Origin of the sequence: Aestuariibaculum sp. YM273 (assembly GCF_030908365.1) — a bacterium.
GTDB classification, from domain to species: domain Bacteria; phylum Bacteroidota; class Bacteroidia; order Flavobacteriales; family Flavobacteriaceae; genus Aestuariibaculum; species Aestuariibaculum marinum.
Map to the genome: position 1 here is coordinate 1265136 of NZ_CP133090.1, position 23042 is coordinate 1288177.

A 23042-nucleotide genomic window follows, 5' to 3' on the forward strand; every position below is an offset into this window, starting at 1 on the left:
CAATCCTTTTTTGTGGCAACCTCATCTTTTCTCAAGTTGGGTTAGAATTTCATCCCAACAAGCAATTTTATTTGAAAGGAAATTCTGCACTTACGGGTAACAGCATTTTGAGTATTGACGCTCAAAACCCGTATCACGATACAACCGAAATTAATGATAGTTTTAGTCTTGTTTATGTAGATATCGATCAAGACAGCACAACATTTAGTTCCAGTAGCGCTGATTTAGTTATAAAAAAAAATGCTAAAATCACCTATGCAGCTCTCTGCTGGAGTGCCACTTACCCTTTTGAATTTGGGGAAAAGGAAAAATCAAATCTAGAAATTTTATATGAAGGCAAAGGGGGAAGAGCACAAAATATTAATGAAGTTTTATTAAAAACACCTGCTTCCAGCACCTATATTCCTATCACTGGTGAGATTGTTTTTGACAGTTATAAACAAGAAGGTTTTCAATCGAACTCTCCTTATGTGTGTTCTGCCGATATCACTAATTTAATTCAAGAATCAAACCAATCTGGCACCTATACCGTCGCTAATATAAAAGCTGCACAAGGCCATATTTCAGGTGGATCATCTGGCGGCTGGTTACTTTATGTGATTTACGAATCTGAAAACGAATCCCCTAAATATTTTACAACCTATAATGGTCTTGTAGGTATAGAAAGTGAACCTGTCACCATCCATTTTAAGGATTTTAAAACACCTGAAACCGATATAATAAAAGCGAATTTAACTATTGCAACACTTGATGGCGACCGACGTATTAAATCGGATTACTGCGGCATTTTAGATTCGGACACCCAAAGCTTTACCAATCTGAAAAGTAACAATCGAGAAGAAAATAATTTTTTCAATAGCGGTATCGATTCACAAACCAATAGAACACCCAATAGTACGAATACACTTGGTTACGATTTAGTAAGAATAGATATACCGAACGAAAACAACTCCATTTTAAAGCCAAGTAGCACGGAAACTGCTATTCAACTTTCAACAAAAGTCGATCGCTTCTATCCTTTTTTTATAGCTTTTCAAACTGAAATCAGCAGCGATTATTACGAATCAAAACAAGGCCAGCTAATCGCCTCTATTGACGCGACAACTACAAATAGTTTTAAACCGAATTCCTCTGAAAATAATCTTTCTAAAACAGAAGAAGTAATTAAAAAATCAAGCGACATACCTGAAAATACAAAACTTGAAATTGACAAAAAAGTAAATTCGCTGACACGAGTTTCTGTTCCTGAGTTAGAAAAGGGATTTTATCTGGTTACCAATGTGTTTAAAAACAAAATACACACTACAAACTGGATGACCTTTTTAAATGAAAAAGGATACAATACAAACTACTATATAAACCCCGAAAACAATTGGTATTACGTTTACATAAAAAAAGACACTGACCCTTACTATATCTTCCTTGAAAAAGAAAAACTTTCGGAAAAAGAATATTTTAAAGGACTTTGGGTAGCGAAAATCAACTACTAAATAAGCTCGAAAAGTTTACCGGGTAACGGTCTCACAACACCTTTCAATTCCATATTCAATAAAATACTGGCGACCTTAAAAATGGGTAAGTTACAGTTAATGGCAATCAAGTCTAATTGCTGTTTTTCCTCAACTTTCAAATAATTGTATATGAGTTTTTCTGTATCATCAAGCTCTACAAACAGCTGTTTTTGTATTACCGGCTTGGTTTCTTCTTCCAATTGCCAATTAAGAATATATGGCACATCTAAAGGAGTTGATAACATATGGGCCCGTTGTTGTTTAATCAAGTTATTGCATCCTACGCTTTGTATATCTGTTGTTCGACCAGGCACTGCAAACACATCACGGTTATACGAATTGGCAATATCGGCCGTTACCAGACTTCCACCCTTCTCTGCAGATTCGATAACAATAGTGGCTTCACTAACACCGGCAATAATTCTATTTCGCTTTAAAAAATTGTTTCTATCAAAGGTATCGCTACTCCAGAAATCGGTAAAAAAACCACCGTTTTGTTCGACCTCAACCATATACTTTTTATGAACTTTAGGATAGATTTGATTCAAACCGTGCGCTAAACAACCAATGGTTTGTAACTTATGTTTTAAAGCTGCCTTGTGTGCGGTAATATCAGTTCCGTAGGCAAATCCAGAAACAATAACCGGGTTGTATATAGCCAATTCTTCAACCAACTGCTCGCAAAAAGCAATACCACTACTTGTAATCTTTCTGGTACCCACGATACTAATTACCCGCTGTTGCTTCAAATTAATGTTCCCTGTTTCAAACAACAAAATTGGGGCATCTATACAATGCTTTAACTTTTGAGGGTATTCTACACCATCAAAATAAGAGACTCTTATATCATTCTCATTAATAAACTTCAGTTCTTCTTCGGCTGCCTTTAAATGTTCCTTTTCAAATAAATGCTTTAAAGTCACTGCGCCAATGCCATCAATCTTGAGCAAATTTTGTTGTTTCTCCTTCAACACCGCTTCAGCACTACCACAATGCGCAATCAGTCGTTTAGCAATAATGTCACCTATATTAGGCACATGTTGCAAGGCTAAAGTGTATAATAACTCGTGTTCATTCATGATACTTAACTGATTTTCAATCTACAATAAAAGAATTTTCGTACTCTTAAAAAAAATATAAAAGTATATTTTCATCGAAAGCATAATTTTTTAACTTTGTTAATATGCAATTAGAAACTTACATAAGCGATTTACTATATAGATATGAATGTGTTACCGTTCCTGAGTTTGGTTCGTTTTTAACACAATGCGTATCTGCAACGATAGATGAAACTTCGAATGCGTTTTTTCCGCCGAAAAAAATCTTATCGTTTAATGAGCAAATTCAAAAAAATGATGGCTTGTTAGCGCATTATATTGCCGATGTAGAGCAGATTTCTTTCGAAGCTGCCAACAAAAAAATAGCAAAACGTGTAGACGTTTTAAAAGCAAACTTAACACAAGGTGAAACGCTTAACTTTAAAAACATTGGAACCCTTGTTTTTAATAGTGAAGACAAAATAATGTTCGAACCATCGTATCAGGTAAACTACTTAACCGATGCTTTTGGTTTATCTCAATTTGTTTCACCATCTGTTGCTCGCGAAACTTACAAAGAACAGGTTGAAGCGGTTGAAAACGTTATTCCTTTAACCATTACTGCTGAAAAACGTAAAAACAGACCTTACTTTAAGTATGCCGCTGTTGCCGTTATAGCCCTGACTCTTAGTGGTTACTTCGCTTCCAACATGTATGTTAATCAAGTGGAAGAACACAATCAAATTGCTCAGCAAGAAGCTACTCAGCAGTTGGAAAATAAAATACAGCAGGCCACATTTAGTTTAAACCCGCTTCCTGTAGCCAATTTAAAGGTCACTAAGCAAACCGGTAAATACCATATTGTAGCAGGTGCTTTTAGAGTTGAAGACAACTGTGATGCTAAAATAGCCGAATTAAAAGCCTTAGGGTTTAGCGCTCGAAAAATTGGTGTTAACCGTTTTGGTTTACACGAAGTGGTGTATGCAAGTTACGAAGACAGACTTGAAGCCTTAAGAGCCTTAAGAACCATTAAAAAAGAGCACAATAAAGAGGCTTGGTTAGATGTAAGAGTCTTAGATTAAGCATTCTTTAACTTATTTATTCCTCTTGATTTCTAAAATCCTTTTACCTTTGCGGCAAAATTAAACTAAACGCAATGAAGGGAAAGACTCCTGAAGAATCAAAAACAATCATGACCGACCTGGTTTTACCTGGTGAAACCAATCCTTTAAACAATTTGTTTGGAGGTGAATTACTTGCCCGAATGGACCGCTGTGCGGCTATCGCTGCCAGACGCCATAGTGCTCGTTTTGTAGTAACGGCATCGGTTAACCATGTGGCATTTAATAAAGCGGTACCATTAGATAGCGTTGTTACTGTTGAAGCTAAGGTATCTCGCGCCTTTAAAACGTCGATGGAAGTATTTATTGATGCTTGGATTGAAGATCGTCAATCGGGAGATCGTACTAAAGCTAATGAAGGTATTTACACTTTTGTTGCGGTAGATGAAACCGGGCGTCCTGTAAAAATTCCTGAACTATTACCAGAAACCGAATTAGAAAAAGCACGTTACGATGCTGCTTTACGCCGAAAACAATTGAGTTTATTACTTTCAGGTAAAATGAAACCAAGCGAAGCTACCGAATTAAAAGCCTTTTTTATGGAAGGAGAATAATACGCCTTTTTAAAAAGTAAACATATATGAAATCCTGACCTCGGACGGGATTTTACATTTTACTAGACCAGCAAACTAAAACCTACAAGCAATTGATTGTTTTGCTATTTTATGAGTATACTCTTCTTTCCAATAATGAGGATCATTAATACTCAAAAATATTAAATCTGGAATCTTATAATTTTTATGAAAAGGCTTTTCCAAAATTATTAATACTGAATCCTTTTCTGGCCAACCCTTATTTATTTCCACAATACTATTCCCTAAATTTAGCTCAGCATTTAATATTTCTGCTATTGAAGGGGTTATTTCAAAATTTAATTCTTTCAAACTAAACTATCTTATACTAACCTACATTTTATAAATCCACGACGCTGGATTCTCTACGGATGCCCCTTTTGAAATTAAAAACCTAAAGTTTGATTCTCCATTTGAAGGATTTGTAAAAACCTGTCCGATTTTTTGCTTTGTAGACACCTTATCACCTGTCTTTACATATACTTTACCCAGACCTGTATATGTGGTTATATAGTTACCATGCTTTATAATTACAAATGGGTTAATGTTTTTCATAGTACCTATACCAATGACCTCGCCGTTAAAGACAGCTCTAATATCGGCCCCTTTCTCCGTCGCAATTTTAACTCCGTTTCTTACTACAACAATAGATTTGTCGATAGGAGATGGTTGCTTACCAAACCGCTCTATTACATAACCTCTTGCCACAGGCCAGGGCAATTTACCACGATTAGATACAAAACTGGCCGCTAACACCTTTTCTTCGGCTGTAAGAGCAAAACTAGAAGATGTTGTAGGTTTCCCCGCCTTTTTATTAGATTTAGCAATAGCTGCCTTAATAATACGATCTATCTCAGCATCAATTCTATCAACTTCTTGTTGTTTCTTTTTTATCTGGCTCGCATAAAGACTAAGGTTACTCTTTATGGTTTTCATTAGCTCGTGATGCTGCTTTCTTTCGACCTCGAGCGAACGCTGAACTTCTTTATTCTCGGCAATTAGTTTTTTCTTTTCTTCCTGTTGCGCCAATAACTTCGTATTGGTTTCCTGCAACTCTACCGTTTTTAACTTTATCGTTTCGCCTTGTTGCTTTTGGTGGTCGGCATATTGCTTCATGTATTGCAAACGCTTATACGCCTGCTTAAAATTATTTGAAGACAGTAAAAACATTATCCGGCTTTGCTGGTTCTTACTTTTGTAAGACTTCACTATCATGGCAGCATAATCTTCTTTTAACACCTTTAATTCATCTCGTAAATCTGTGATTTTTTTCTGATTGGAATTAATCTGACGGGTTAAATAATTTGCCTGCTGATTGGTAACTTTTATAAGATTGTCGAGTACATTAATCTTATAATTATACCCTTCAATTAATGACAACTCCGACTTTTCTTTAGACTTATTTTCAGCACGAAGTTGATTGATTTTTTGAATTTCACGACGTAACTCCTGTCTGCGCGTTTCCAGTTCTTTCTGTTTATTGCTTTGTGCCAATACCAATGTACTGCTTAAGGTTAAAGCCAGAATAAAAAGCAGATTATATGCAGACGTTTTATAATTCATTAAAATTGAATTTCTTTAAAACCTGATGGTATTTTAAATGGAAATCTTAAATTTTCATTCAGGCTTACATTTTTAAATTCCAAATTTACAATTAGCTCTTCATTAGCTTCAACAGCAATAACTTTTATGTTTTCCGGAAGTAATTGTTTATCGATATTTTGATACGATAAATAATCAATTTGTAAATGTCTGAACTCCTTGGGTTGCGATATTTGTTGCGATTGTACCTTAAATTTTACAGGATCTAATAAGAAGAAAATCTCGAACAATTCACGCTGATTCTTAGGTTGAATCACGTAAAGACTATCATTTACTTCGGAAGTATAATCGTTATCCTTTAAACTGTAAATGGTTTCTCCGTAAAGGAGATTCTGCACTTTTTGAAAGTCTAATTCGGTTCCTAATAAATTACTTAAATAAGTGAAATCACCCTCAAAATACGTGTTGTCTAACTTATTATAGAAACTAACTTTTTCTGAAGTAATTAGGACTTTTACCACCGAAAACGCAGCGCTCATCCAAATGGCTTTATCCTTCTCTGCGCGGAAATTCACTGAATACGTTTGCGACTTATTTCCTTCCTGATAATTGATTTTAAGTTTAGACTGCAAGGTTTTAAAATCAGCTACCTGCTTGGCATTTTCTTTTATAAGCTGGCGTGTAGAAAGCCTTAAATTGGCGTCGGTACCAGTAACATGTTTTGAAGACTTACAATTAAACATCAAACCCAAAGCAAGGGTTAAGATGATATATTTAAGTTTGTTCATTTAATTCGAGGTTTCTAATTGTTTTGCTTTATCACTAAACGTTTTTGCCTTAGCGGTATTGTTTAACAAGGTGTATGCTTTACTTAACTGACTGTAAAAATCGTGTTCCATTTTAGTATCATCGATAATATAGTCTAATCCCATTTCTAAACTACTAACTGCTTTTTTAGGTGCATTTAGTTCGTTTAATGCAACACCATTAACCAAATAAAACAAGGGCTGCGACGGATACCTTTGTAGCACCTCACTACTTTTTTGTTCTGCTTTAGTGTACTGTTGCAAATCTATATAAAGTAGCAACGTATTACGAATGACATTAAAGTTTTCAGAATTTATTTTTAAAGATGCTTCAAAATACTCCAGAGCTTTTGCCTTATCATTTTTTGACAAATAATATTGTCCCAGTTCTTCCAGTGTTTTGCTATTATTGGTATCTCCAACCAAGGCTGTAGCTTCAACCAAGTCATCTTCATATTCCGGATGCTCACCAACAAACTGAACAAAATCGGTTAGTACTTTAAGTTTAGCTTCCGGTTTTATCTCGCTACTTTTCACTACAATTTTCATCGACTCAATAGCTTTATCAGCATTATTATCGTCTAAATAAAACTTATATAACGCCAGGTGTACCAATTGCGAATTCGGATTCACTTTTAGCAGTTCCTTAGCCGTTTCAAACGCTTTTTCTTTTTCGTTATTCTCGCTGTAGCGGAAGATTAATGCCAGATAGTTAGCTTCACGATCTGGATCGTTTTCAACGCGTTCTTCTAAGTTTTTTATCTGATCTTTTTTCTTGCCAGTAGCACTGTAAATCTGATTACGCATAACGTCGCGACGTGCTGAAATACCAAGCTCGGCATCTAATTCATCAAGAATTTTAAGGGCTTCTTTATAATCTTTATTTCTAACGTATAATGAGGCTAAATCTTCTTTATAATCGGTATGATATTTAACGAGTTGTTTAACCGTTTTTATGGCTTTATCGTAATCGTTTTGTACAATGTAATACCCATACAATTCATCTAAAAACCATTCATTATCGGGGTCTTTACTTACGGCTTTCTTAAAAGCATCTTCGGCCGCACCAAAGTTTTTAAGCTGCATGTAATTTTTTCCCAACTCAAAATACAAAACCGGCACCGAATTATCTAAATCAACACACTTCAATAGTGCTTCAACAGATCGGTCGTAGTTCTCGATACTTTTCTGTTTTAGAGCTTCATAAAAGTTTTCCTGAAATTTATCTTCAACATTACCCAAATCGTCGTCCGGTCGTTTATTAAAATCGACTTGAGCATACTGCATCTGCGGCAGCAGAGCAATGGCAAAAGCACAAATAACGTACCTTATGTTCTTGTTAAATTTACACATTTGGGGTTTGTTTTAATACATCTTTAACCACTTCCAGTTTTTGTAGCACCTCTATTTTTTCGCAAGATGTGCGCATAGCATCTCGGTATGCATCGGCCTCTTCTGGTAAATTACTCCCAGCTTTATCGAATACGAATTCGTTTGGCCATTGCGCATAAGCAATATATTGCTGCGTTTCACTTTTATGTAAACGTGATCCTAAACTACCTTCGTGCTTATAAATTAAGTCTGTTAAGTTTGTCCAGGCGTCAACAAATATGTCTTCCTGACCGCGCTTCACCACAAAATTATATAACACAATAAACATCTTAGTCAGGCTACAATTAACTTTTTATTCTAAAACAGCATAATCACCAATGCTTACACTTGTAAAGTTACCATTATATTTTACATGGTTACCTATCATAGCATCATCTAAGTTAGCATTTTTTATGCTTGTATGGTTTTGTATTAAGCTATTTTTAATAATTGAATTATCGATAATACAATCGTTTCCAATAGAAACATTAGGACCAATAATACAATCTCTTAATACCACATTTTCTCCTATAAAACACGGTTCAATAATTTCAGCATTATCAAGCGTGACAGAAGATGCTACCATTTGTTCTTCACCATCGGCTTTCAAAAACTGAAGCATTTTTCCGTTGGTTTCAACGGTAATGGCTTTGTTCCCGCAGTCCATCCATTCGTCAACCGTTCCTGTTTTAAATATTTTTCCTTCTGCCATCATGCGCTTAATACCATCGTTTATCTGATATTCTCCACCATTGGTTACATTTTCATCTAGAACCTCTTGCAATTTATCCTTTAAAACAGCAACATCTTTAAAATAATAAATACCGATAACCGCCTGATTACTTGCAAAAGTTTTAGGTTTCTCTACCAACTCAACAATCTCTTGGTTTTCATTAAGCTTCACCACACCATAAGCCTCAGGATTTTCTACTTCCTTCGTCCAAATCACGCTATCGGCAGTAGGATCTAAATCAAATTCTGCACGAATTAGTGTATCCGCGTAAGCAATTACTGCTGGACCAGATAATGATGGCTTTGCACACATAATGGCATGACCGGTTCCTAATGGTAAATCCTGACGATAAATGGATGCCTTAGCTCCTAAACTTTGGGCAAGAGCTTCTAAACTTTCTACAACATCGTCACCAAACCAAGCCGGATCACCCAAAACAAAGGCCACCTCTTCAATAGGTTGCTTCAATACTTTTGCGATATCTTTCACCAATCGGTGAACAATTGGCTGACCAGCAACAGGAATTAACGGTTTAGGCACTGTTAAACTATGTGGACGCAGACGAGAACCTCGACCTGCCATGGGTACTATAATTTTCATTCTTTCATTACCTGCAAAACAGGTATCTTTTTACATTAAACGTTTTATTTTACACCGGTGCTACCAAATCCACCTTCTCCTCTATCGGTTTCTGACAAAGCCTCAACTTCAACCCATTCCGCGCGCTCATGCTTAGCTATTACTAACTGCGCAATTCGTTCGCCATTGTTAATTACAAACTCTTCATTAGACAAGTTGACTAAAATCACACCTATTTCACCTCTGTAATCGGCATCTACTGTTCCTGGAGCATTTAAAACTGTTATTCCTTTTTTTGCTGCCAGACCACTTCTCGGACGTACCTGAGCTTCATAACCAATTGGTAATTCAATAAATAACCCCGTACCAACAATGCTGCGCTCTAAAGGCTTTAATGTTCTAGGCTCTGATAAATTAGCTCGTAAATCCATTCCTGCCGAAGCTATGGTTTCGTAATTAGGTAAGTCGTGACTGGATTTATTAATGATTTTTATTTGCATATTATCTTTTTAAAAGCTGTTTAATTTGTTTTTTTTCTGAAATATAAATGATGCCCAAAAATACTAAAACTAACAAGGTATTGATATAATAATTGCCTCTTAATCCTTGCTGAAAAGAAATAAAGCATAAACCTATTGAAAGTATTAAATACCCTCCTATACGTTTTAAATCATATGGTACAGGGTAATATTTTCTTCCCATAACATACGAAATTAACATCATGATACCATAGGCTGCTAATGTAGCCCAAGCCGAAGCCATAAATCCCATTTTTGGAATCATAATTAAATTAAAGACAATTGTAATTATGGCTCCTAGAATTGAAATATACATACCATAACGCGTTCTATCTGTAAGTTTGTACCAAATAGCCAGATTATTATAAATACCTAAACATAGGTTTGCGAGCAAAATAATGGGAACGATACTTAATGCCTCAAAATATTCCTTTTGACCAAGTAATAAACTTGAAAACAAATCAATAAAACAAACCACAACTAGCATAAAAATGGCTCCTAAAATAGTAAACCATTTAAGTATTGTTGCATAATTCTGTTTTGCATTTACCTCTTTTGAATGATTAAAAAAGAACGGCTCTGCTCCCAAACGGAAAGCAAAAATATAAAGCGTCATAAACACTCCCAATTTGTAACAGGCTGCATATATTCCCATTTCCTTTTTACCAACAAGATCACCTAAAAACAATTTATCTACGTTTTCATTGGTAACATACGCTAAACTACCAACCATAATAGGAAGTCCATACGTTAATAACTTTTTTAATATTTTAGGGTCTAATTCTAATTTCATTTTGAATAAAACTGGAATTAAAATGATAAAGGTTAAAAAGCTAGCTATTACATTGGAAAAGAAAATATAAATCACCTGAGGCTCTCCTCCTTCATAGAAATTTAAGACTTTTGGTAAAAATCCTTCTGACAGAATTCCATTAGGAATTACCCATAAAAACAATACATTAAAAAGTGCTAAAATTAAAATATTCAACACCTTAACAGAAGTAAATTTAATTGGTTTATTAGTTACTCTTAAATAGGCAAATGGAATAACTACAATTGTATCGAAAAAAACTGTCCAAATTAATATTTTAACAAACAGTACATCCTCAAAACCAAACATATTGGTTATCGCTTCCACATTGGTTAAAGCGACAATTAAAAACAAAAGAGTTGTTATTAATAGTGACAAAAATGAGGTTGAAACCACTTTTCCTTTTTCCTTTTCTTTACTAAAGAATCTAAAAAACGCAGTCTCTAAGCCGTACGTTAAAAGCGCATTTAAATATGCTGCGTAAACATAATAATCTGTATTTATAGCATAACTTTCTGCGCCAAATACATTTGTATGCAAGCGAACTAAAAATATATTCACAGCCCTGGGTAAGATGGCTGCAATACCATAAATTATGGTGTCTTTAAAAAAACTTTTTAATGTACTCAATCAATTTATTTTATGGCTAAAAATACGCTTTTACCCAACGCAAACCAAAGAAACCTATTTGATGCTTAATTTGCTATTTCCTAATAACATTAGTATATTTAAGATACTGGTAATCATCATCTAGTTTATAGACAATCATACATTCATTTTCTTTTAAATTGAAAGGTATCTTTTCTGGTAATACAGGTAGCTTATTGCCATATTCAGCAAAAGGTTTATCACTCATAATTACATCTTGTTTTGCTAATGGCAGCTTTTGGTAATGTCCTATATACAACATCGAATTATCTTTGGCTAAACTAATTTTCCTACCTTGAAAATAAACATGATCCAATGGCTGGGAATTGGGCTTAACAACAATGTATAGCTCTCGATTTATTGAATCTAACGCTTTATAATACACCTCTTTTACACCCAAAGACTTTTCAGAATTCGTCTGTTTAGCGCCTGCGCATTGAAATAAACTTAAGCTTAGTGTACAAACTGCGATACCGTACGATATATGTTTTAATAGCTTCATGGGTTTTCGATTAATAACGTTCAAGATAGTATTTTCAAAATTGATGCCATATTTATTTATTAAGAAAATACTTTCATATTATTTGTTTTGATTATATCTTCACAACTCCCAAATCTTTAACCTATGAAATTAATAATTAGAACCTTTATCTATTGTTTGTTTTGTGTTTCCTGTAGCAAAACAGATATCGAACTTACAACCTATTCTTTTGAGACTGATAAAAATGTTACATTTATGTTTCAAGACGGCGAAAGCATTGAATATCTGACTTCCGCAGATAGAATCTATGAAATAAGTCAACTTATTCGCGTAAAACCTATTGACAATTACACCATTGAAATTGCCAATTTTGCCCCTTTCGATTTTGAAGACATCACCATTACCACAACTGTTGCAGGTATTGAAACCCCCATTAAATTATTGCAAATCGACAAGATAAAAGCACATGCTGTTCATGTTATCTCTTACCCGTTTACAAATGGCACTTCAAAATTTTTAAACATCGATAACAAAGAAGTTAACTTGTCTCAATACAGAGAAACAGGTATAAGTCCAAATGATGTTGTTTTCGATTTTAAAGGTGAAGGTGAGATTTTTGATAAACTAAAAGACCTTAAAAAATTAAAATGGACAGTTAAATACCATGATTTCGATCCTGACAACAATCCCGATAACAACTGGGCCGAAGATATGTCTGCTCTTGATGTTCGACGCTATACAGGTTTAATGATAAATCTGGGCGTTGTCTTTGCGTCTGATACGTTTAAAGAAGCCTTTTTAAAAGAACACATTGTAGGCAATGATGGTACTACGGTATTAACACTACAAGAAAAAGAAACCATCTATCAGAACTTATTAAACAAACCACGTTTCAACTGCGGCCGATCGGTTAATGTTTCCGGTTTAGGTGGAGGTGCTACTTTTGGTGTTGCAAATCATGTTTTAAGGGATTATATCACGAAAGAAACCGGATTTGTTACCGCCCACGAGATTGGCCATATGATTGGATACAATCACAATTCTAACATGACTTACCCACATAAAATAGATGACAAGAATACCGGATTTAGTACTGTTACCAGCAGAATTATGAACGTCTTTTTTGAAAACGGCTGGTATCCTGTAACCTTAGAAAATTATTATACACCAACAGATTTTTAAAACTAAAAAAGGATGCCTTATAAGACATCCTTTTTTTAATTACTTTTCTTCACCTTGAATATAGGCCGTTAACGGTATATATCCTTTTTGATCTTTAAATTCGGCTTCAGGTACATCCATTTTAAATTGATGTTTACCCGCTTTTAAATCGCCTAACTCATAAATTCTAATCGGAATTTTATTTCCTGGACACCAATTATTCCAACGTGCCCAATCTTCCAGCTTTTTAGGTCTTTTACCATAAATGCCATTACCCTGGGTATTTACAACTCTAAATTCTTCACAGCTTTCACCTCCCGGAGTATATTTTGCCAATTCCTCACCATCAAAATACACCATATGTTCTCTACGTATGTACTCCTCTCCGCCTTTATTAGCTCCATGATTTGAAGTTATAACATACAATCTGGCATTATTTACAGGCTTTTCTAAAGTAAAATCATTCACCTTAATCGTTTCACCTTCCACATCACTATGCTTATAGTTATCTAGTTTATCACGAGAATACAAATGCACTAGTTTTTCATCCTTGTTGCTGTATTTAGCACTTGAAGAAACTAATTTAATACTTCCGCCATAAATATCACCTCGCCCTTCACATCCAGGCACTTCTTTTTGAGCAGCATCCGGTGTACCAAACAAATCAAACTGTATCCAGAAATCATAGGTATTCCTCAATTCTTTATTGTTAAGTAATCGCCCTATATTGTTGATTTCATACAAATAATCAACACTATTAGGCATCTTATTTTTGTTCATAAACGGACTCACAAAACGTGCGATTTCCTGTTTAACAACCACATTCTTTTCTGTATAAGGTTTTCCCTTTTTTACAAAATTAAGTCCTACGTGGCCTAAACGATCGTAATTATCACAACGTGCATGTAGGGTAACTTGAAGGTTTAAACGATTGCTAATCGCATTTAAATCGTCTTGCGTTAGCTTTTTTACATAGCTGGAATTTTTTAAACGGATAACGTGTTCCGGAACGGGTTCGTTTACAGTTTTTCCATAACCATTATAAAAAATAACATGATCGAAAATTTGTCGTTCTGTAGAATAACTTTCTTGCTTTGAAGTTTTACATCCTAATGCTTGCAGACATAACAGGATGGCAAATAGTTTTTTCATTGATTGAGTTTTATTAATGTCGAAAATTATGAAAACCATGCGCCTTAATAAAGCTTTTAATATAGTTTTAGCACTTTACCTTAAGCCATAAAAAAACCTCCCATAGTTATGAGAGGTTTTAATATTATGATTTTAAGAAATCTAAATGGAAACTTAGTTATTTAAAGCCTCTGCTCCACCAACGATCTCAAGAATCTCATTAGTAATAGCAGCCTGACGTGCTTTATTGTAAGTTAATTTAAGTTGATCTCTTAACTCTTTAGCGTTATCTGTTGCTTTGTGCATTGCCGTCATACGGGCACCATGCTCAGAAGCATAAGAATCTCTAATTCCTTTGTAAAGTTGTGTTTTTAAAGACTTTGGAATTAATGCTTCTACGATTTCTACTTTCGATGGTTCGAAAATATAATCTAAATTCACATTTTCCTCAGTCGATACTGGTACGATTGGTAAAAACTGCTCTCTCGTAACAATTTGCGTAGCCGCATTTTTAAACTTGTTGTAAACGATTTCAATTTTATCAAACTCACCAGCAACAAATTTATCCATTAACATTTGTGCGATTTCAGCAACATTATCAAAGGTTAAATCATCAAAAACATCGCTCTCATTAGCTATAATATTGTTGGTTTTCTTAAATGCATCGTTTGCCTTTTTACCAACAGCTACATAAGACACTTCTTGATTAGCATACGTTTCAGTAGTTAACTTATTTACAGCTTTAATGATGTTAGAGTTAAATGCCCCACACAAACCTCTGTTTGAAGTAATCACTACGATAAGCACTTTATTTACTTCGCGTTGTGTAGAAAATTTACTTCCAGTATTTTCGTCCAAAGTAGCACTTAAGCCTTGTAACAGTTCAGTTAACTTATCTGCATAAGGACGCATTGCTGTAATAGCATCTTGGGCTTTCTTTAACTTAGCAGCAGATACCATTTTCATGGCACTGGTTATCTGCATGGTTGAAGATACCGATGTGATTCTACTACGTATTTCTTTTAAATTTGCCATAGTCTCTTTTTTGTCATTCTGAATTTATTTCAGAATCTTCTTTAACTATAATTTGAGATCCTGAAACAAGTTCAGGATGACAATGGATATTATGCTCTATATTTTCCTGATAATTCTTTTGCTACAGTTGCTAATGTATCTGTAACTTCATCAGTTAATTTACCTGCTTTTAAAGTTGCTAATACATCGCTGTGTTTCGCTTTTAAGAACTCTAAGTAATCTTTTTCGAATTCTTTTACTTTATCTACAGGAACGTCTTTTAATAAGTTTTTAGAACCAGCGTAGATAATTGCTACCTGATCTTCAACAGTAAATGGATCGTTTTGAGCTTGCTTTAAGATCTCTACGTTACGTTTACCTTTTTCAATTACGTTTAAAGTAACAGCATCTAAATCTGAACCGAATTTCGCGAATGCTTCTAACTCACGGAATTGCGCTTGATCTAATTTTAAAGTACCAGATACTTTCTTCATAGATTTAATCTGTGCATTACCTCCAACACGAGATACAGAGATACCTACGTTAATCGCCGGACGTACACCAGAGTTGAATAAATCACCATCTAAGAAAATCTGTCCGTCTGTAATCGAAATTACGTTTGTTGGGATATAAGCCGATACGTCACCCGCTTGAGTTTCAATAATTGGTAACGCTGTTAACGAACCTCCACCTTTTACTACTGGTTTTAATGACTCTGGTAAATCGTTCATTCCTTTTGCAATCTCATCATCGTTGATGATTTTCGCAGAACGCTCTAATAAACGAGAGTGTAAGTAGAAAACGTCTCCAGGGTACGCCTCACGTCCTGGTGGACGACGTAATAATAAAGATACCTCACGATAAGCAACTGCTTGTTTCGATAAATCATCGAATACAATTAAAGCAGGACGACCAGTATCTCTAAAGTACTCACCAATTGCAGCACCTGCCATAGGAGCGTAAACCTGCATTGGAGCAGGATCTGATGCGTTAGCAGCAACAATAGTAGTATAAGCTAAAGCACCTTTTTCTTCTAATGTTTTAGCAATGTTTGCTACAGTTGAAGCTTTTTGTCCAACAGCAACATATATACAGTATACTGGGTTACCAGCATCGTAAAATTCTTTTTGATTTAAGATAGCATCGATACAAACGGTAGTTTTACCAGTTTGACGGTCACCAATTACCAACTCACGTTGTCCTCTACCTACAGGAATCATCGCGTCGATAGATTTAATACCAGTTTGTAATGGCTCAGTTACTGGCTCACGGAAAACAACCCCTGGCGCTTTACGCTCTAAAGGCATTTGGTAAGTTTCTCCTGCAATAGCACCTTTACCATCGATAGGGTTACCCAAAGTATCAACAACACGACCAACAATACCTTCTCCTACGTTAATAGAAGCAATACGTCCTGTACGTTTTACTGTAGAACCTTCTTTTACTTCTTTAGAAGGACCTAATAATACCACACCTACGTTATCTTCTTCAAGGTTTAAAACGATACCCTCTAATCCTCCTTCAAACTCTACTAACTCACCGTATTGTGCATTAGAAAGTCCGTAAGCACGTGCAATACCATCACCTACAGTTAATACTGTTCCTACTTCGTCTAATGAAGCTCCTGCTTCAAAACCTGAAAGTTGTTGTTTTAAGATTGCTGATATCTCAGCTGGTTTAACTTCTGCCATCTTATTGTTTATTTAAGATAAAACTATCTTTAGTTTAATGTAAATTCTCTTTTTAACTTGTTTAATTTGTTTGCGATACTTGCATCGTACTGCACATCGCCAACACGTAATACGAAACCACCTAAAATGTTTTCGTCTACTATATTCTGAACTTCTACTTCTTTTCCTGTAAGTTCTTTAACTTTAGCCAATACCTTAGTATTTAATTCTGCCGTTAATGGCACAGCTGTAGTTACTTTAGCAATTTGAGTTCCTTTTAACTGATCGAATAACACACTGTATTGTTTTGCTACTTCACCAATTAAAGCAATTCTTTTGTTGCTAATTAAAGTGTCTACTAAATTTCCAGTTAATTCGTTAGTGTTTTTAAACACTTCTTCGATTACTGATTTTTTAATAGATGATCTTACGATAGGATTTTGAAGCACACCGTTTAATTCTTTGCTTTCTGCAATGGTGTTAGCAATTAAAGTCATATCAGCATTTACAGCCTCGGCTGCATTTTTATCTGATGCTAAACTTAAAACCGCTTTTGCGTAACGTATTGCTGCTCTTTCTCCTGCCATAGTAATATTAACTTAATGTAGCTTCTCCAATTAAAGAATCTACTAATTTTTGTTGTTTACTATTATCAGATAACTCGTCGCGTAATACTTTTTCAGCGATTTCAATAGATAAACCAGCAACGTGATTTTTCAACTCTGCGATAGCAGCTTTCTTTTCGCTTTCAATAGCAGCATGCGCTTGCTCGATGATTGTGTTAGCCTGTGTTTCAGCTTCTGTTTTAGCAGACTCAATCATTTTATCCTTCATCTCGCGTGCTTCTTTAAGCATCGCTTCTCTTTCTGCTCTAGCCTCGTTTAATAATTTCTTATTATCTGCCTGAAGATTTTGCATTTCTAATCTAGCTTTCTCAGCTGAATCTAATGCATTTTTAATACCGTCTTCACGAGTTTGTAAAGACTCTAAAATAGGTTTCCAAGCAAATTTTCTCATTAATACAATTAAGATTAATAAGATGATGGCTTGCATAAAAAACAATCCCGGTGAAAAATCATTTAATAACTGATCCATATGTAACTATATAATACGTTTCGTTTTTGTGTTTTGTTTAATCTTTTAAAAACAGCTTCTGCAACCAACCGTTACAGAATGCTGTTTCTATTTTGTTTCTTTTAGGAATTATTTCCCTAAGATTAATGCACCGAATGCTAAACCTTCTAATAAAGCTCCGATGATAATCATTGCTGTTTGGATTTTTCCAGCAGCTTCTGGTTGACGAGCGATAGCTTCCATAGCGCTACCACCAATTTTACCTAAACCTAATCCAGCTCCGATTACGATTAATCCTGCTCCAATTAAATTGTACATACTAATTGATTTTAAATATTAATTAAACAAATTCTTAATTAGTGATGGTCGTGTTCTTCAACAGCCATTCCTATAAATAACGATGATAACATCGTGAAAATAAACGCTTGTAAAAAGGCTACCAATATTTCGATAACCGAGATAAATAATGCCAGTGCTAATGAAACTCCTGTTGATGCTACCGGACCAAAGGCTTCTTTCATTGTAATAACTAATGCTATTAAGCTCATAACCACAAAGTGTCCTGCAGTCATGTTAGCAAATAAACGCACTAACAGAGAGAATGGTTTAATTAATACGAAACCAATTAATTCTATTACTGCTAAAATAGGTCTTAAGATATAAGGTACTCCAGGCATCCATAAGGTATGACCCCAGAAATCTTTACTTCCGCTAAATAAATAGATAACTACGGTGAAAATTGCTAAACATACAGTTACTGCAATCTGACCTGTTACGTTAAACCCAAGTGGCGTTAACCCTAATAAGTTTAAGATCCAGATAAAGAAAAATACAGTTAATAAGAACGACATGAACTTTCTGTATTTTTTCTCACCAATATTAGGACGTGCAATTTCGTCACGCACATAAATTACTAATGGTTCTAAAGCACGACCAAAACCAGTTGGAATCGCTCCCTTTTTGTATCCTCTAGCTAAGGCTCCAAATCCTAAGATCATTAAAAGCCCTGCTAATAACATACCGAATACACTTTTAGTAATAGAGAAGTCTAAAACTTTGCGTGCATTTTCAGCGTGGTGATGATCGTCAAAAATAACTTCATCAGCACCTGCTTCTAGTTCGTATATTTTACTGTGAATCTTTGTTAACTTAACACCATCTTTTTCTACAATAACATGACCTGCATCGTCGTGGTGAAATTCTGAAGACATAAACATTCTTAAACCTTCGCTAGTCCATACAATAACAGGTAACGGGAAACTTACATGCGTTCCTGTTTCGTTGTTAGTATATAAATGGAAATCGTGAGAATCTTTTAAGTGATGCGCAATATATTCCTTAATCTCTTCTGGAGTATCAACTTTATTTCCTCCTTCATGATGCTGATTATCATGCTCTCCTTCGTTTGCAAAAGCAAAAACCGAAGTCATCATTAAAACTAAAATTGCAATAAACTTGATAGATTTTGTTGCTACCATCATATTTTCTAAACTAATGAAATTACGCTCTCTAAAATTTTGTGCAAATGTACACAATAATTTAAAAACCCAAACCCTTTTTTTAGTTAGTTTTTTTTATGTTGCGGAATTCTCATTTTTCAGGGAAAATATTCATTAACTATTTGTTGTTAAGCAACTTTCCTACTGCGATAGCTTCGGTTGTTAAAAACAAGAATAAAGGCAATACTAAAGCGTAGCGTTCCACCTGTGTTAAACTATCATTTTCGAATACGGCATTTTTAAAAATCAATAAGAACAAACCTATTTTTAAAAACATAAATGCCAGATACGCATAGCCCGCGTTGTTAGGCATAATGCTGCAAATCCCCTCAATACTGGCGTACACTACTAACGATGCTACAGAGTGAAACAAATACACCTGCCACAATGGAAACGACAGTGGTTGCGATAAAATGCTTTGATGTATTGCTAATGCTATTGCAAAAAGCAACACCACAACCAGTGTAAAAAGGAGTATTCTTTTAATCATTCTTATCGTTATTGGTAATATTAAGTACTTGCCTAATAACAGAAAACATTGCCAGGAAAACTGCTAGCAATGTTACTATTTTATAATATAATTGATTGGCGTTGCCAAATTTGTGGTCTAACCACTCGCCTAATTTGCTCCCCAAATAAATGGTTAACCCCATTTGAAGCGCAATAGATGTAAACCTTACATACTTATTAAGCTGTCTTTTCGGCTGATTTCGATTGTTGTCCACCCTTCATTTCTTTTACAGCACCTTTCATTAAGCAGGTTACATTAAATGCTGCACCAGGTTCTACAGCTAACTTACCTACAGAAACTTCGCCTTCAATTTCTGCTGAATTTTTCAAGGTTAATGTTCCTGATAAGGTTAACTTCCCAGAAAACTTACCTTCAAAATAGGCATCGGTACCTTGCAATGTTCCTTTTATAAATCCTGTTTTACCTACTACAATTTTTCCTTTGGTAATTACATTACCTTCTACGGTGCCTTCTATTCTAAAATCACCTTCACTTGTAAGGTCTCCAACTAATTTAGTGCCTTGCGAAATATTCTGACTGGTAGGTCCTTCTGTCATTTTTTTTTCTTTTTTGTTTTCGGTAAACATAATTGCTATTAATTTAATTTGTATCTACGTTTAAAAAATCATTTAGGTTCTTATGAATCTGAATAATTTGATAATTCTTAGACGATATTACGAAATGGGGTTCTTTTATTTTCTTTTTATCTTCTTTAGCAAATAACTGCTCGAAAGTGTTCGCCACTAACTTATTAGTTATGCCATGAACGACCACAAAATTAGTATTTGTATCGTAAACATCAACTGAAGATTGTAATTTATAATATTTAACATGACTTAACACCGTATCTAATTCGGTTTTAAAGCCTTCTAATTGCTCCTTTTTAGCGTCTTTAAACGTATATATCACCTTATATTGCTGCCTGATGCTATCACTATCTTTTACAAAATCTTTATTTGCTAAAACAGGTAATACATTGCTTTCAATATGTTGTGCTTCTTTACCTTCTGGTTTGTTTGCGTAAGTGACACTTATAAAATTAATAGCCTTACTGTAAGCATCAAAACCATATAATCGACCAGTAGCTGTTGCTTTTAACAGCTCAAACTTTGGCACAATGGCATCGCCTTCAAATCTATTAATGTAATCTTCACTTTTCGAAATCACGTCGGCATATTCCTGATTCTCATATTGCGCATATAAAGCCTGATATAAATTCTCAGGACTATTCTCATCTTCATCAGAAACCATATCCGGATTACTTAAAATCATCGCGTAGCGCGTATCTGGATAATTGTTTATAATGTCATTTTTAGCAATGGCTGCTTCACCATTTTCACCAAGCAACTCGTAAATTTTATACAGATTATATTTTGAAGGTAATATTAAGCGCTCTTCCGGATTACTCTCTAACAAATCCTGAAACTTATCTTTCGCCAATTCGTATTCCTTAAACTTCTCTTTATAGATTAACCCCAACTGATAATAAGCGTAGTTACGGTCTTTAGAAATACTATCAATTTCCTTTTGCTCAGTTGGAATTTTAGAGATGTAATATTCCGGATCGTATAATTCTTCCTCGGTCGCAGCGGCTACAACATCTGTCCCTCCTGCTTCTCCAATATTTCCAATAACACCTTTACTGGACCAACGCCAGTTGTCTTCTAGTGCTCTATTCCCCCATTTTTTAATAAACTCATTTTTACCATATGCCACAGTGGTTGGATTGTAAAAATAGAACGTTGCTTGTGCTGGAGCTCCCACACCTTGAAACGCTGGTGCCTGTCTGCCTCCCGCATTAACCGTAGCTAACCCTTGATTACGTTCTAAAGCTTCGGCTTTTTCTTTTTCTGCTTCAGCTTTGGCTTTTAAATCATCTATAAAACCCTGAAAATAAGTTAACCGCTCTGCGTCCGGTAAGCGCACCAATCGTAAAATACTATCGTTAGTTATTGCAATACCTTCGTAGTAAATAACATCTTCTAAATTATCGCGCTTACGCTTAATAACGCGATACGGTTTGGAATTTAATTCAAGATTAGTTAGTGTGCTATCGTAATAATTTCCAGCTTCTTTATAAACCGAATTATCAAAATTGATATCACCTAAAATCTCGTAATTTTTAGCTTTTAATAAGCGATCTCTGGAATTAGTTCTTAACGACTTGTTGTAGTATTCAATCGCTAAAGCTTCGGCATTTGTATTTTGATAATATTGCCCTTTTTGGAAATAAATTTTATCGAGATACGGACGGTTTTCACGATTCTCTTCTAAATCGGTTAACAATTCTAATAACGCCATTCTATCCCCATTTTCGTAATCGAAATTCTTCATCTTCTCGAGATAGGCACTAATCATGTAAATTCTTGGCGTCTTTCTGTTTAGTTCGATAACCTTATCAAATGCGATATTGGCACTGTCTTTATAACCTAGTTCATTGTATAACTGCCCTTGTATAAAACGGTAACGTCCGCGTTCGTCATTACTTTTTGTAACATTTGATGCCACTTCAAGCTGGGTTATAGCACTGTCTATAGATTTGGTATTTAAATACGCTTGCGCCAACATAGACGTTGCATCGGCTAAATCCTGATCCTCTAACTCCTCCTGCTCTAATAAACGCTTTAAGTTTTTAATCGCCAGCTCGTTATTTTCTAAACGGATATTGGTTTTCTCTCGCCAAATTCTGGCTTGATTAATTTTATCGCTAGCTGCATATTTGTATAGAATGTAATTGAACGCTTCTAAAGCCGGCACAAAACGCTGATCGAAGTAACGCGCTTTTCCTAATAACAAGTAGGCTTCATCCATTTGCGGATTTTTCTCTTTCCCGCCAATATTCATGCTGTGCTTTTGAATGGCTTTTACTGCCTTTTCTTCTGCCGTTGAAAAACTCTCATTTTTTGATTGTCCTGGCAAAATAACCTCATCAAAAACCTCTAAGCGCTCGATTGGAAGAACATCCCAGTAATTATCGGTATAGCTTTCATTAAGACTAGCTCTACCCTGTTCTAAAGCGTTATACCCATTGTATAGCGTGTTGAATTCTGCCGTAACTGCATGAAAATTTCGGCTGATAAACTTGTCCTTTTTCCTAGAACAACCTACAACCAAAAGAATGGAACATGCAATAATAGATGGAACCTTATATGATGCTTTCAATGTTGGTATTTTTAGTCTAATTAAATAACTGTAAACTCTTACTTATATTATGTAAGCAGGTAAAAATAAACATCTTTTTTGATTATGCGA

25 protein-coding genes are annotated in these 23042 nt (G+C 34.9%); 4 read left to right on the forward strand and 21 right to left on the reverse strand.

All coding sequences use genetic code 11. The annotated features are described in order from the left end of the window. Positions 1-71 precede the first annotated feature (71 nt). On the forward strand, positions 72-1490 hold the full coding sequence (locus RBH94_RS05350) for a hypothetical protein (protein ID WP_307882703.1): 1419 nt from the start codon (positions 72-74) through the stop codon (positions 1488-1490). Here the strand turns inward: RBH94_RS05350 and dprA are convergent. Beyond that, a complete protein-coding gene (gene dprA / locus RBH94_RS05355; protein ID WP_307882704.1) occupies positions 1487-2590 on the reverse strand; it encodes a DNA-processing protein DprA in 1104 nt (367 codons plus the stop codon). The genes RBH94_RS05350 and dprA overlap by 4 nt on opposite strands. A gap of 104 nt (positions 2591-2694) precedes the next feature. On the opposite strand from dprA, the gene RBH94_RS05360 reads away from it, so the two are divergent. Further along, on the forward strand, positions 2695-3630 hold the full coding sequence (locus tag RBH94_RS05360) for an SPOR domain-containing protein (protein WP_307882705.1): 936 nt from the start codon (positions 2695-2697) through the stop codon (positions 3628-3630). A gap of 74 nt (positions 3631-3704) precedes the next feature. Next, positions 3705-4223 (forward strand): acyl-CoA thioesterase, encoded by a 519-nt coding sequence (locus tag RBH94_RS05365; RefSeq protein WP_188222706.1) that lies wholly within the window; start codon positions 3705-3707, stop codon positions 4221-4223. A 75-nt stretch (positions 4224-4298) separates the two neighbouring features. Here the strand turns inward: RBH94_RS05365 and RBH94_RS05370 are convergent, their stop codons facing one another. The 9 genes from RBH94_RS05370 to RBH94_RS05410 all read right to left on the reverse strand — a co-directional run bounded on the left by RBH94_RS05370 (position 4299) and on the right by RBH94_RS05410 (position 11775). Next, positions 4299-4553, reverse strand: coding sequence for a hypothetical protein (locus RBH94_RS05370; RefSeq protein WP_307882706.1), 255 nt, complete (start codon positions 4551-4553; stop codon positions 4299-4301). A 21-nt stretch (positions 4554-4574) separates the two neighbouring features. Then, on the reverse strand, positions 4575-5804 hold the full coding sequence (locus RBH94_RS05375) for a murein hydrolase activator EnvC (RefSeq protein WP_307882707.1): 1230 nt from the start codon (positions 5802-5804) through the stop codon (positions 4575-4577). Further along, positions 5804-6571, reverse strand: a complete 768-nt coding sequence (locus RBH94_RS05380; protein ID WP_307882708.1) for a DUF4292 domain-containing protein — start codon at positions 6569-6571, stop codon at positions 5804-5806. The genes RBH94_RS05375 and RBH94_RS05380 overlap by 1 nt, the downstream gene beginning before the upstream one ends. Then, positions 6572-7942, reverse strand: a complete 1371-nt coding sequence (locus tag RBH94_RS05385; RefSeq protein ID WP_307882709.1) for a lipopolysaccharide assembly protein LapB — start codon at positions 7940-7942, stop codon at positions 6572-6574. Then, positions 7935-8240 carry an antibiotic biosynthesis monooxygenase gene (locus tag RBH94_RS05390; protein ID WP_307882710.1) on the reverse strand — a complete coding sequence of 102 codons (306 nt, stop codon included), beginning with the start codon at positions 8238-8240 and terminating at the stop codon, positions 7935-7937. The genes RBH94_RS05385 and RBH94_RS05390 overlap by 8 nt, the downstream gene beginning before the upstream one ends. Positions 8241-8273: 33 nt before the next feature. Further along, positions 8274-9293 (reverse strand): sugar phosphate nucleotidyltransferase, encoded by a 1020-nt coding sequence (locus RBH94_RS05395; RefSeq protein ID WP_307882711.1) that lies wholly within the window; start codon positions 9291-9293, stop codon positions 8274-8276. Positions 9294-9337: 44 nt separating this feature from the next. Continuing rightward, the gene (dut, locus tag RBH94_RS05400) at positions 9338-9772 is read right to left on the reverse strand and encodes a dUTP diphosphatase (protein ID WP_188222700.1); all 435 of its coding nucleotides are present in this window, start codon (positions 9770-9772) and stop codon (positions 9338-9340) included. Between the two features lies 1 nt (position 9773). Further along, a complete protein-coding gene (locus RBH94_RS05405; protein WP_307882712.1) occupies positions 9774-11231 on the reverse strand; it encodes an oligosaccharide flippase family protein in 1458 nt (485 codons plus the stop codon). A gap of 73 nt (positions 11232-11304) precedes the next feature. Further along, the gene (locus RBH94_RS05410; protein WP_307882713.1) at positions 11305-11775 is read right to left on the reverse strand and encodes a hypothetical protein; all 471 of its coding nucleotides are present in this window, start codon (positions 11773-11775) and stop codon (positions 11305-11307) included. A 99-nt stretch (positions 11776-11874) separates the two neighbouring features. Between RBH94_RS05410 and RBH94_RS05415 the strand changes: the two genes are divergently transcribed. Continuing rightward, positions 11875-12912 carry a hypothetical protein gene (locus tag RBH94_RS05415; RefSeq protein WP_307882714.1) on the forward strand — a complete coding sequence of 346 codons (1038 nt, stop codon included), beginning with the start codon at positions 11875-11877 and terminating at the stop codon, positions 12910-12912. A 39-nt stretch (positions 12913-12951) separates the two neighbouring features. On the opposite strand, the gene RBH94_RS05420 is transcribed toward RBH94_RS05415, so the two are convergent. From RBH94_RS05420 to RBH94_RS05470, 11 genes are all read right to left on the reverse strand, one after another. Further along, the gene (locus RBH94_RS05420) at positions 12952-14043 is read right to left on the reverse strand and encodes a peptide-N-glycosidase F-related protein (RefSeq protein ID WP_307882715.1); all 1092 of its coding nucleotides are present in this window, start codon (positions 14041-14043) and stop codon (positions 12952-12954) included. 153 nt (positions 14044-14196) lie between these two features. Next, positions 14197-15057, reverse strand: a complete 861-nt coding sequence (gene atpG, locus RBH94_RS05425) for an ATP synthase F1 subunit gamma (protein ID WP_307882716.1) — start codon at positions 15055-15057, stop codon at positions 14197-14199. An 89-nt stretch (positions 15058-15146) separates the two neighbouring features. Beyond that, positions 15147-16727, reverse strand: a complete 1581-nt coding sequence (gene atpA / locus RBH94_RS05430; protein WP_307882717.1) for a F0F1 ATP synthase subunit alpha — start codon at positions 16725-16727, stop codon at positions 15147-15149. A gap of 29 nt (positions 16728-16756) precedes the next feature. Continuing rightward, entirely contained in the window at positions 16757-17293 is a 537-nt protein-coding gene (atpH, locus tag RBH94_RS05435) for an ATP synthase F1 subunit delta (RefSeq protein ID WP_307882718.1), read from the reverse strand. Between the two features lie 7 nt (positions 17294-17300). Next, a complete protein-coding gene (locus tag RBH94_RS05440) occupies positions 17301-17801 on the reverse strand; it encodes a F0F1 ATP synthase subunit B (protein ID WP_307882719.1) in 501 nt (166 codons plus the stop codon). Positions 17802-17909: 108 nt separating this feature from the next. Then, entirely contained in the window at positions 17910-18098 is a 189-nt protein-coding gene (gene atpE, locus RBH94_RS05445) for an ATP synthase F0 subunit C (protein WP_057782517.1), read from the reverse strand. A 38-nt stretch (positions 18099-18136) separates the two neighbouring features. Further along, entirely contained in the window at positions 18137-19261 is a 1125-nt protein-coding gene (gene atpB, locus RBH94_RS05450) for a F0F1 ATP synthase subunit A (RefSeq protein WP_307883142.1), read from the reverse strand. Between the two features lie 136 nt (positions 19262-19397). After that, entirely contained in the window at positions 19398-19769 is a 372-nt protein-coding gene (locus RBH94_RS05455) for a DUF6168 family protein (RefSeq protein ID WP_307882720.1), read from the reverse strand. Next, positions 19762-20004, reverse strand: a complete 243-nt coding sequence (locus RBH94_RS05460) for an AtpZ/AtpI family protein (RefSeq protein WP_307882721.1) — start codon at positions 20002-20004, stop codon at positions 19762-19764. Before RBH94_RS05460 ends, RBH94_RS05455 begins: the two co-directional genes overlap by 8 nt. After that, a complete protein-coding gene (locus RBH94_RS05465; RefSeq protein ID WP_188222690.1) occupies positions 19967-20377 on the reverse strand; it encodes a polymer-forming cytoskeletal protein in 411 nt (136 codons plus the stop codon). The genes RBH94_RS05460 and RBH94_RS05465 overlap by 38 nt, the downstream gene beginning before the upstream one ends. Before the next feature lie 13 nt (positions 20378-20390). Beyond that, complete coding sequence (locus RBH94_RS05470; RefSeq protein WP_307882722.1) at positions 20391-22952, reverse strand: hypothetical protein; 2562 nt, start codon at positions 22950-22952, stop codon at positions 20391-20393. Positions 22953-23042 lie beyond the last annotated feature (90 nt).

What these genes read in the sequence shown, in the direction of transcription:
- dprA (WP_307882704.1), bottom strand. Translation starts at nt 2,590, where the DNA reads ATGAATGAACACGAGTTATTATACACTTTAGCCTTGCAACATGTGCCT.
- RBH94_RS05360 (WP_307882705.1), top strand. Translation starts at nt 2,695, where the DNA reads ATGCAATTAGAAACTTACATAAGCGATTTACTATATAGATATGAATGT.
- RBH94_RS05365 (WP_188222706.1), top strand. Translation starts at nt 3,705, where the DNA reads ATGAAGGGAAAGACTCCTGAAGAATCAAAAACAATCATGACCGACCTG.
- RBH94_RS05375 (WP_307882707.1), bottom strand. Translation starts at nt 5,804, where the DNA reads ATGAATTATAAAACGTCTGCATATAATCTGCTTTTTATTCTGGCTTTA.
- RBH94_RS05380 (WP_307882708.1), bottom strand. Translation starts at nt 6,571, where the DNA reads ATGAACAAACTTAAATATATCATCTTAACCCTTGCTTTGGGTTTGATG.
- RBH94_RS05385 (WP_307882709.1), bottom strand. Translation starts at nt 7,942, where the DNA reads ATGTGTAAATTTAACAAGAACATAAGGTACGTTATTTGTGCTTTTGCC.
- RBH94_RS05395 (WP_307882711.1), bottom strand. Translation starts at nt 9,293, where the DNA reads ATGAAAATTATAGTACCCATGGCAGGTCGAGGTTCTCGTCTGCGTCCA.
- dut (WP_188222700.1), bottom strand. Translation starts at nt 9,772, where the DNA reads ATGCAAATAAAAATCATTAATAAATCCAGTCACGACTTACCTAATTAC.
- RBH94_RS05415 (WP_307882714.1), top strand. Translation starts at nt 11,875, where the DNA reads ATGAAATTAATAATTAGAACCTTTATCTATTGTTTGTTTTGTGTTTCC.
- RBH94_RS05420 (WP_307882715.1), bottom strand. Translation starts at nt 14,043, where the DNA reads ATGAAAAAACTATTTGCCATCCTGTTATGTCTGCAAGCATTAGGATGT.
- atpG (WP_307882716.1), bottom strand. Translation starts at nt 15,057, where the DNA reads ATGGCAAATTTAAAAGAAATACGTAGTAGAATCACATCGGTATCTTCA.
- atpA (WP_307882717.1), bottom strand. Translation starts at nt 16,727, where the DNA reads ATGGCAGAAGTTAAACCAGCTGAGATATCAGCAATCTTAAAACAACAA.
- atpH (WP_307882718.1), bottom strand. Translation starts at nt 17,293, where the DNA reads ATGGCAGGAGAAAGAGCAGCAATACGTTACGCAAAAGCGGTTTTAAGT.
- RBH94_RS05440 (WP_307882719.1), bottom strand. Translation starts at nt 17,801, where the DNA reads ATGGATCAGTTATTAAATGATTTTTCACCGGGATTGTTTTTTATGCAA.
- atpE (WP_057782517.1), bottom strand. Translation starts at nt 18,098, where the DNA reads ATGTACAATTTAATTGGAGCAGGATTAATCGTAATCGGAGCTGGATTA.
- atpB (WP_307883142.1), bottom strand. Translation starts at nt 19,261, where the DNA reads ATGATGGTAGCAACAAAATCTATCAAGTTTATTGCAATTTTAGTTTTA.
- RBH94_RS05455 (WP_307882720.1), bottom strand. Translation starts at nt 19,769, where the DNA reads ATGATTAAAAGAATACTCCTTTTTACACTGGTTGTGGTGTTGCTTTTT.
- RBH94_RS05465 (WP_188222690.1), bottom strand. Translation starts at nt 20,377, where the DNA reads ATGTTTACCGAAAACAAAAAAGAAAAAAAAATGACAGAAGGACCTACC.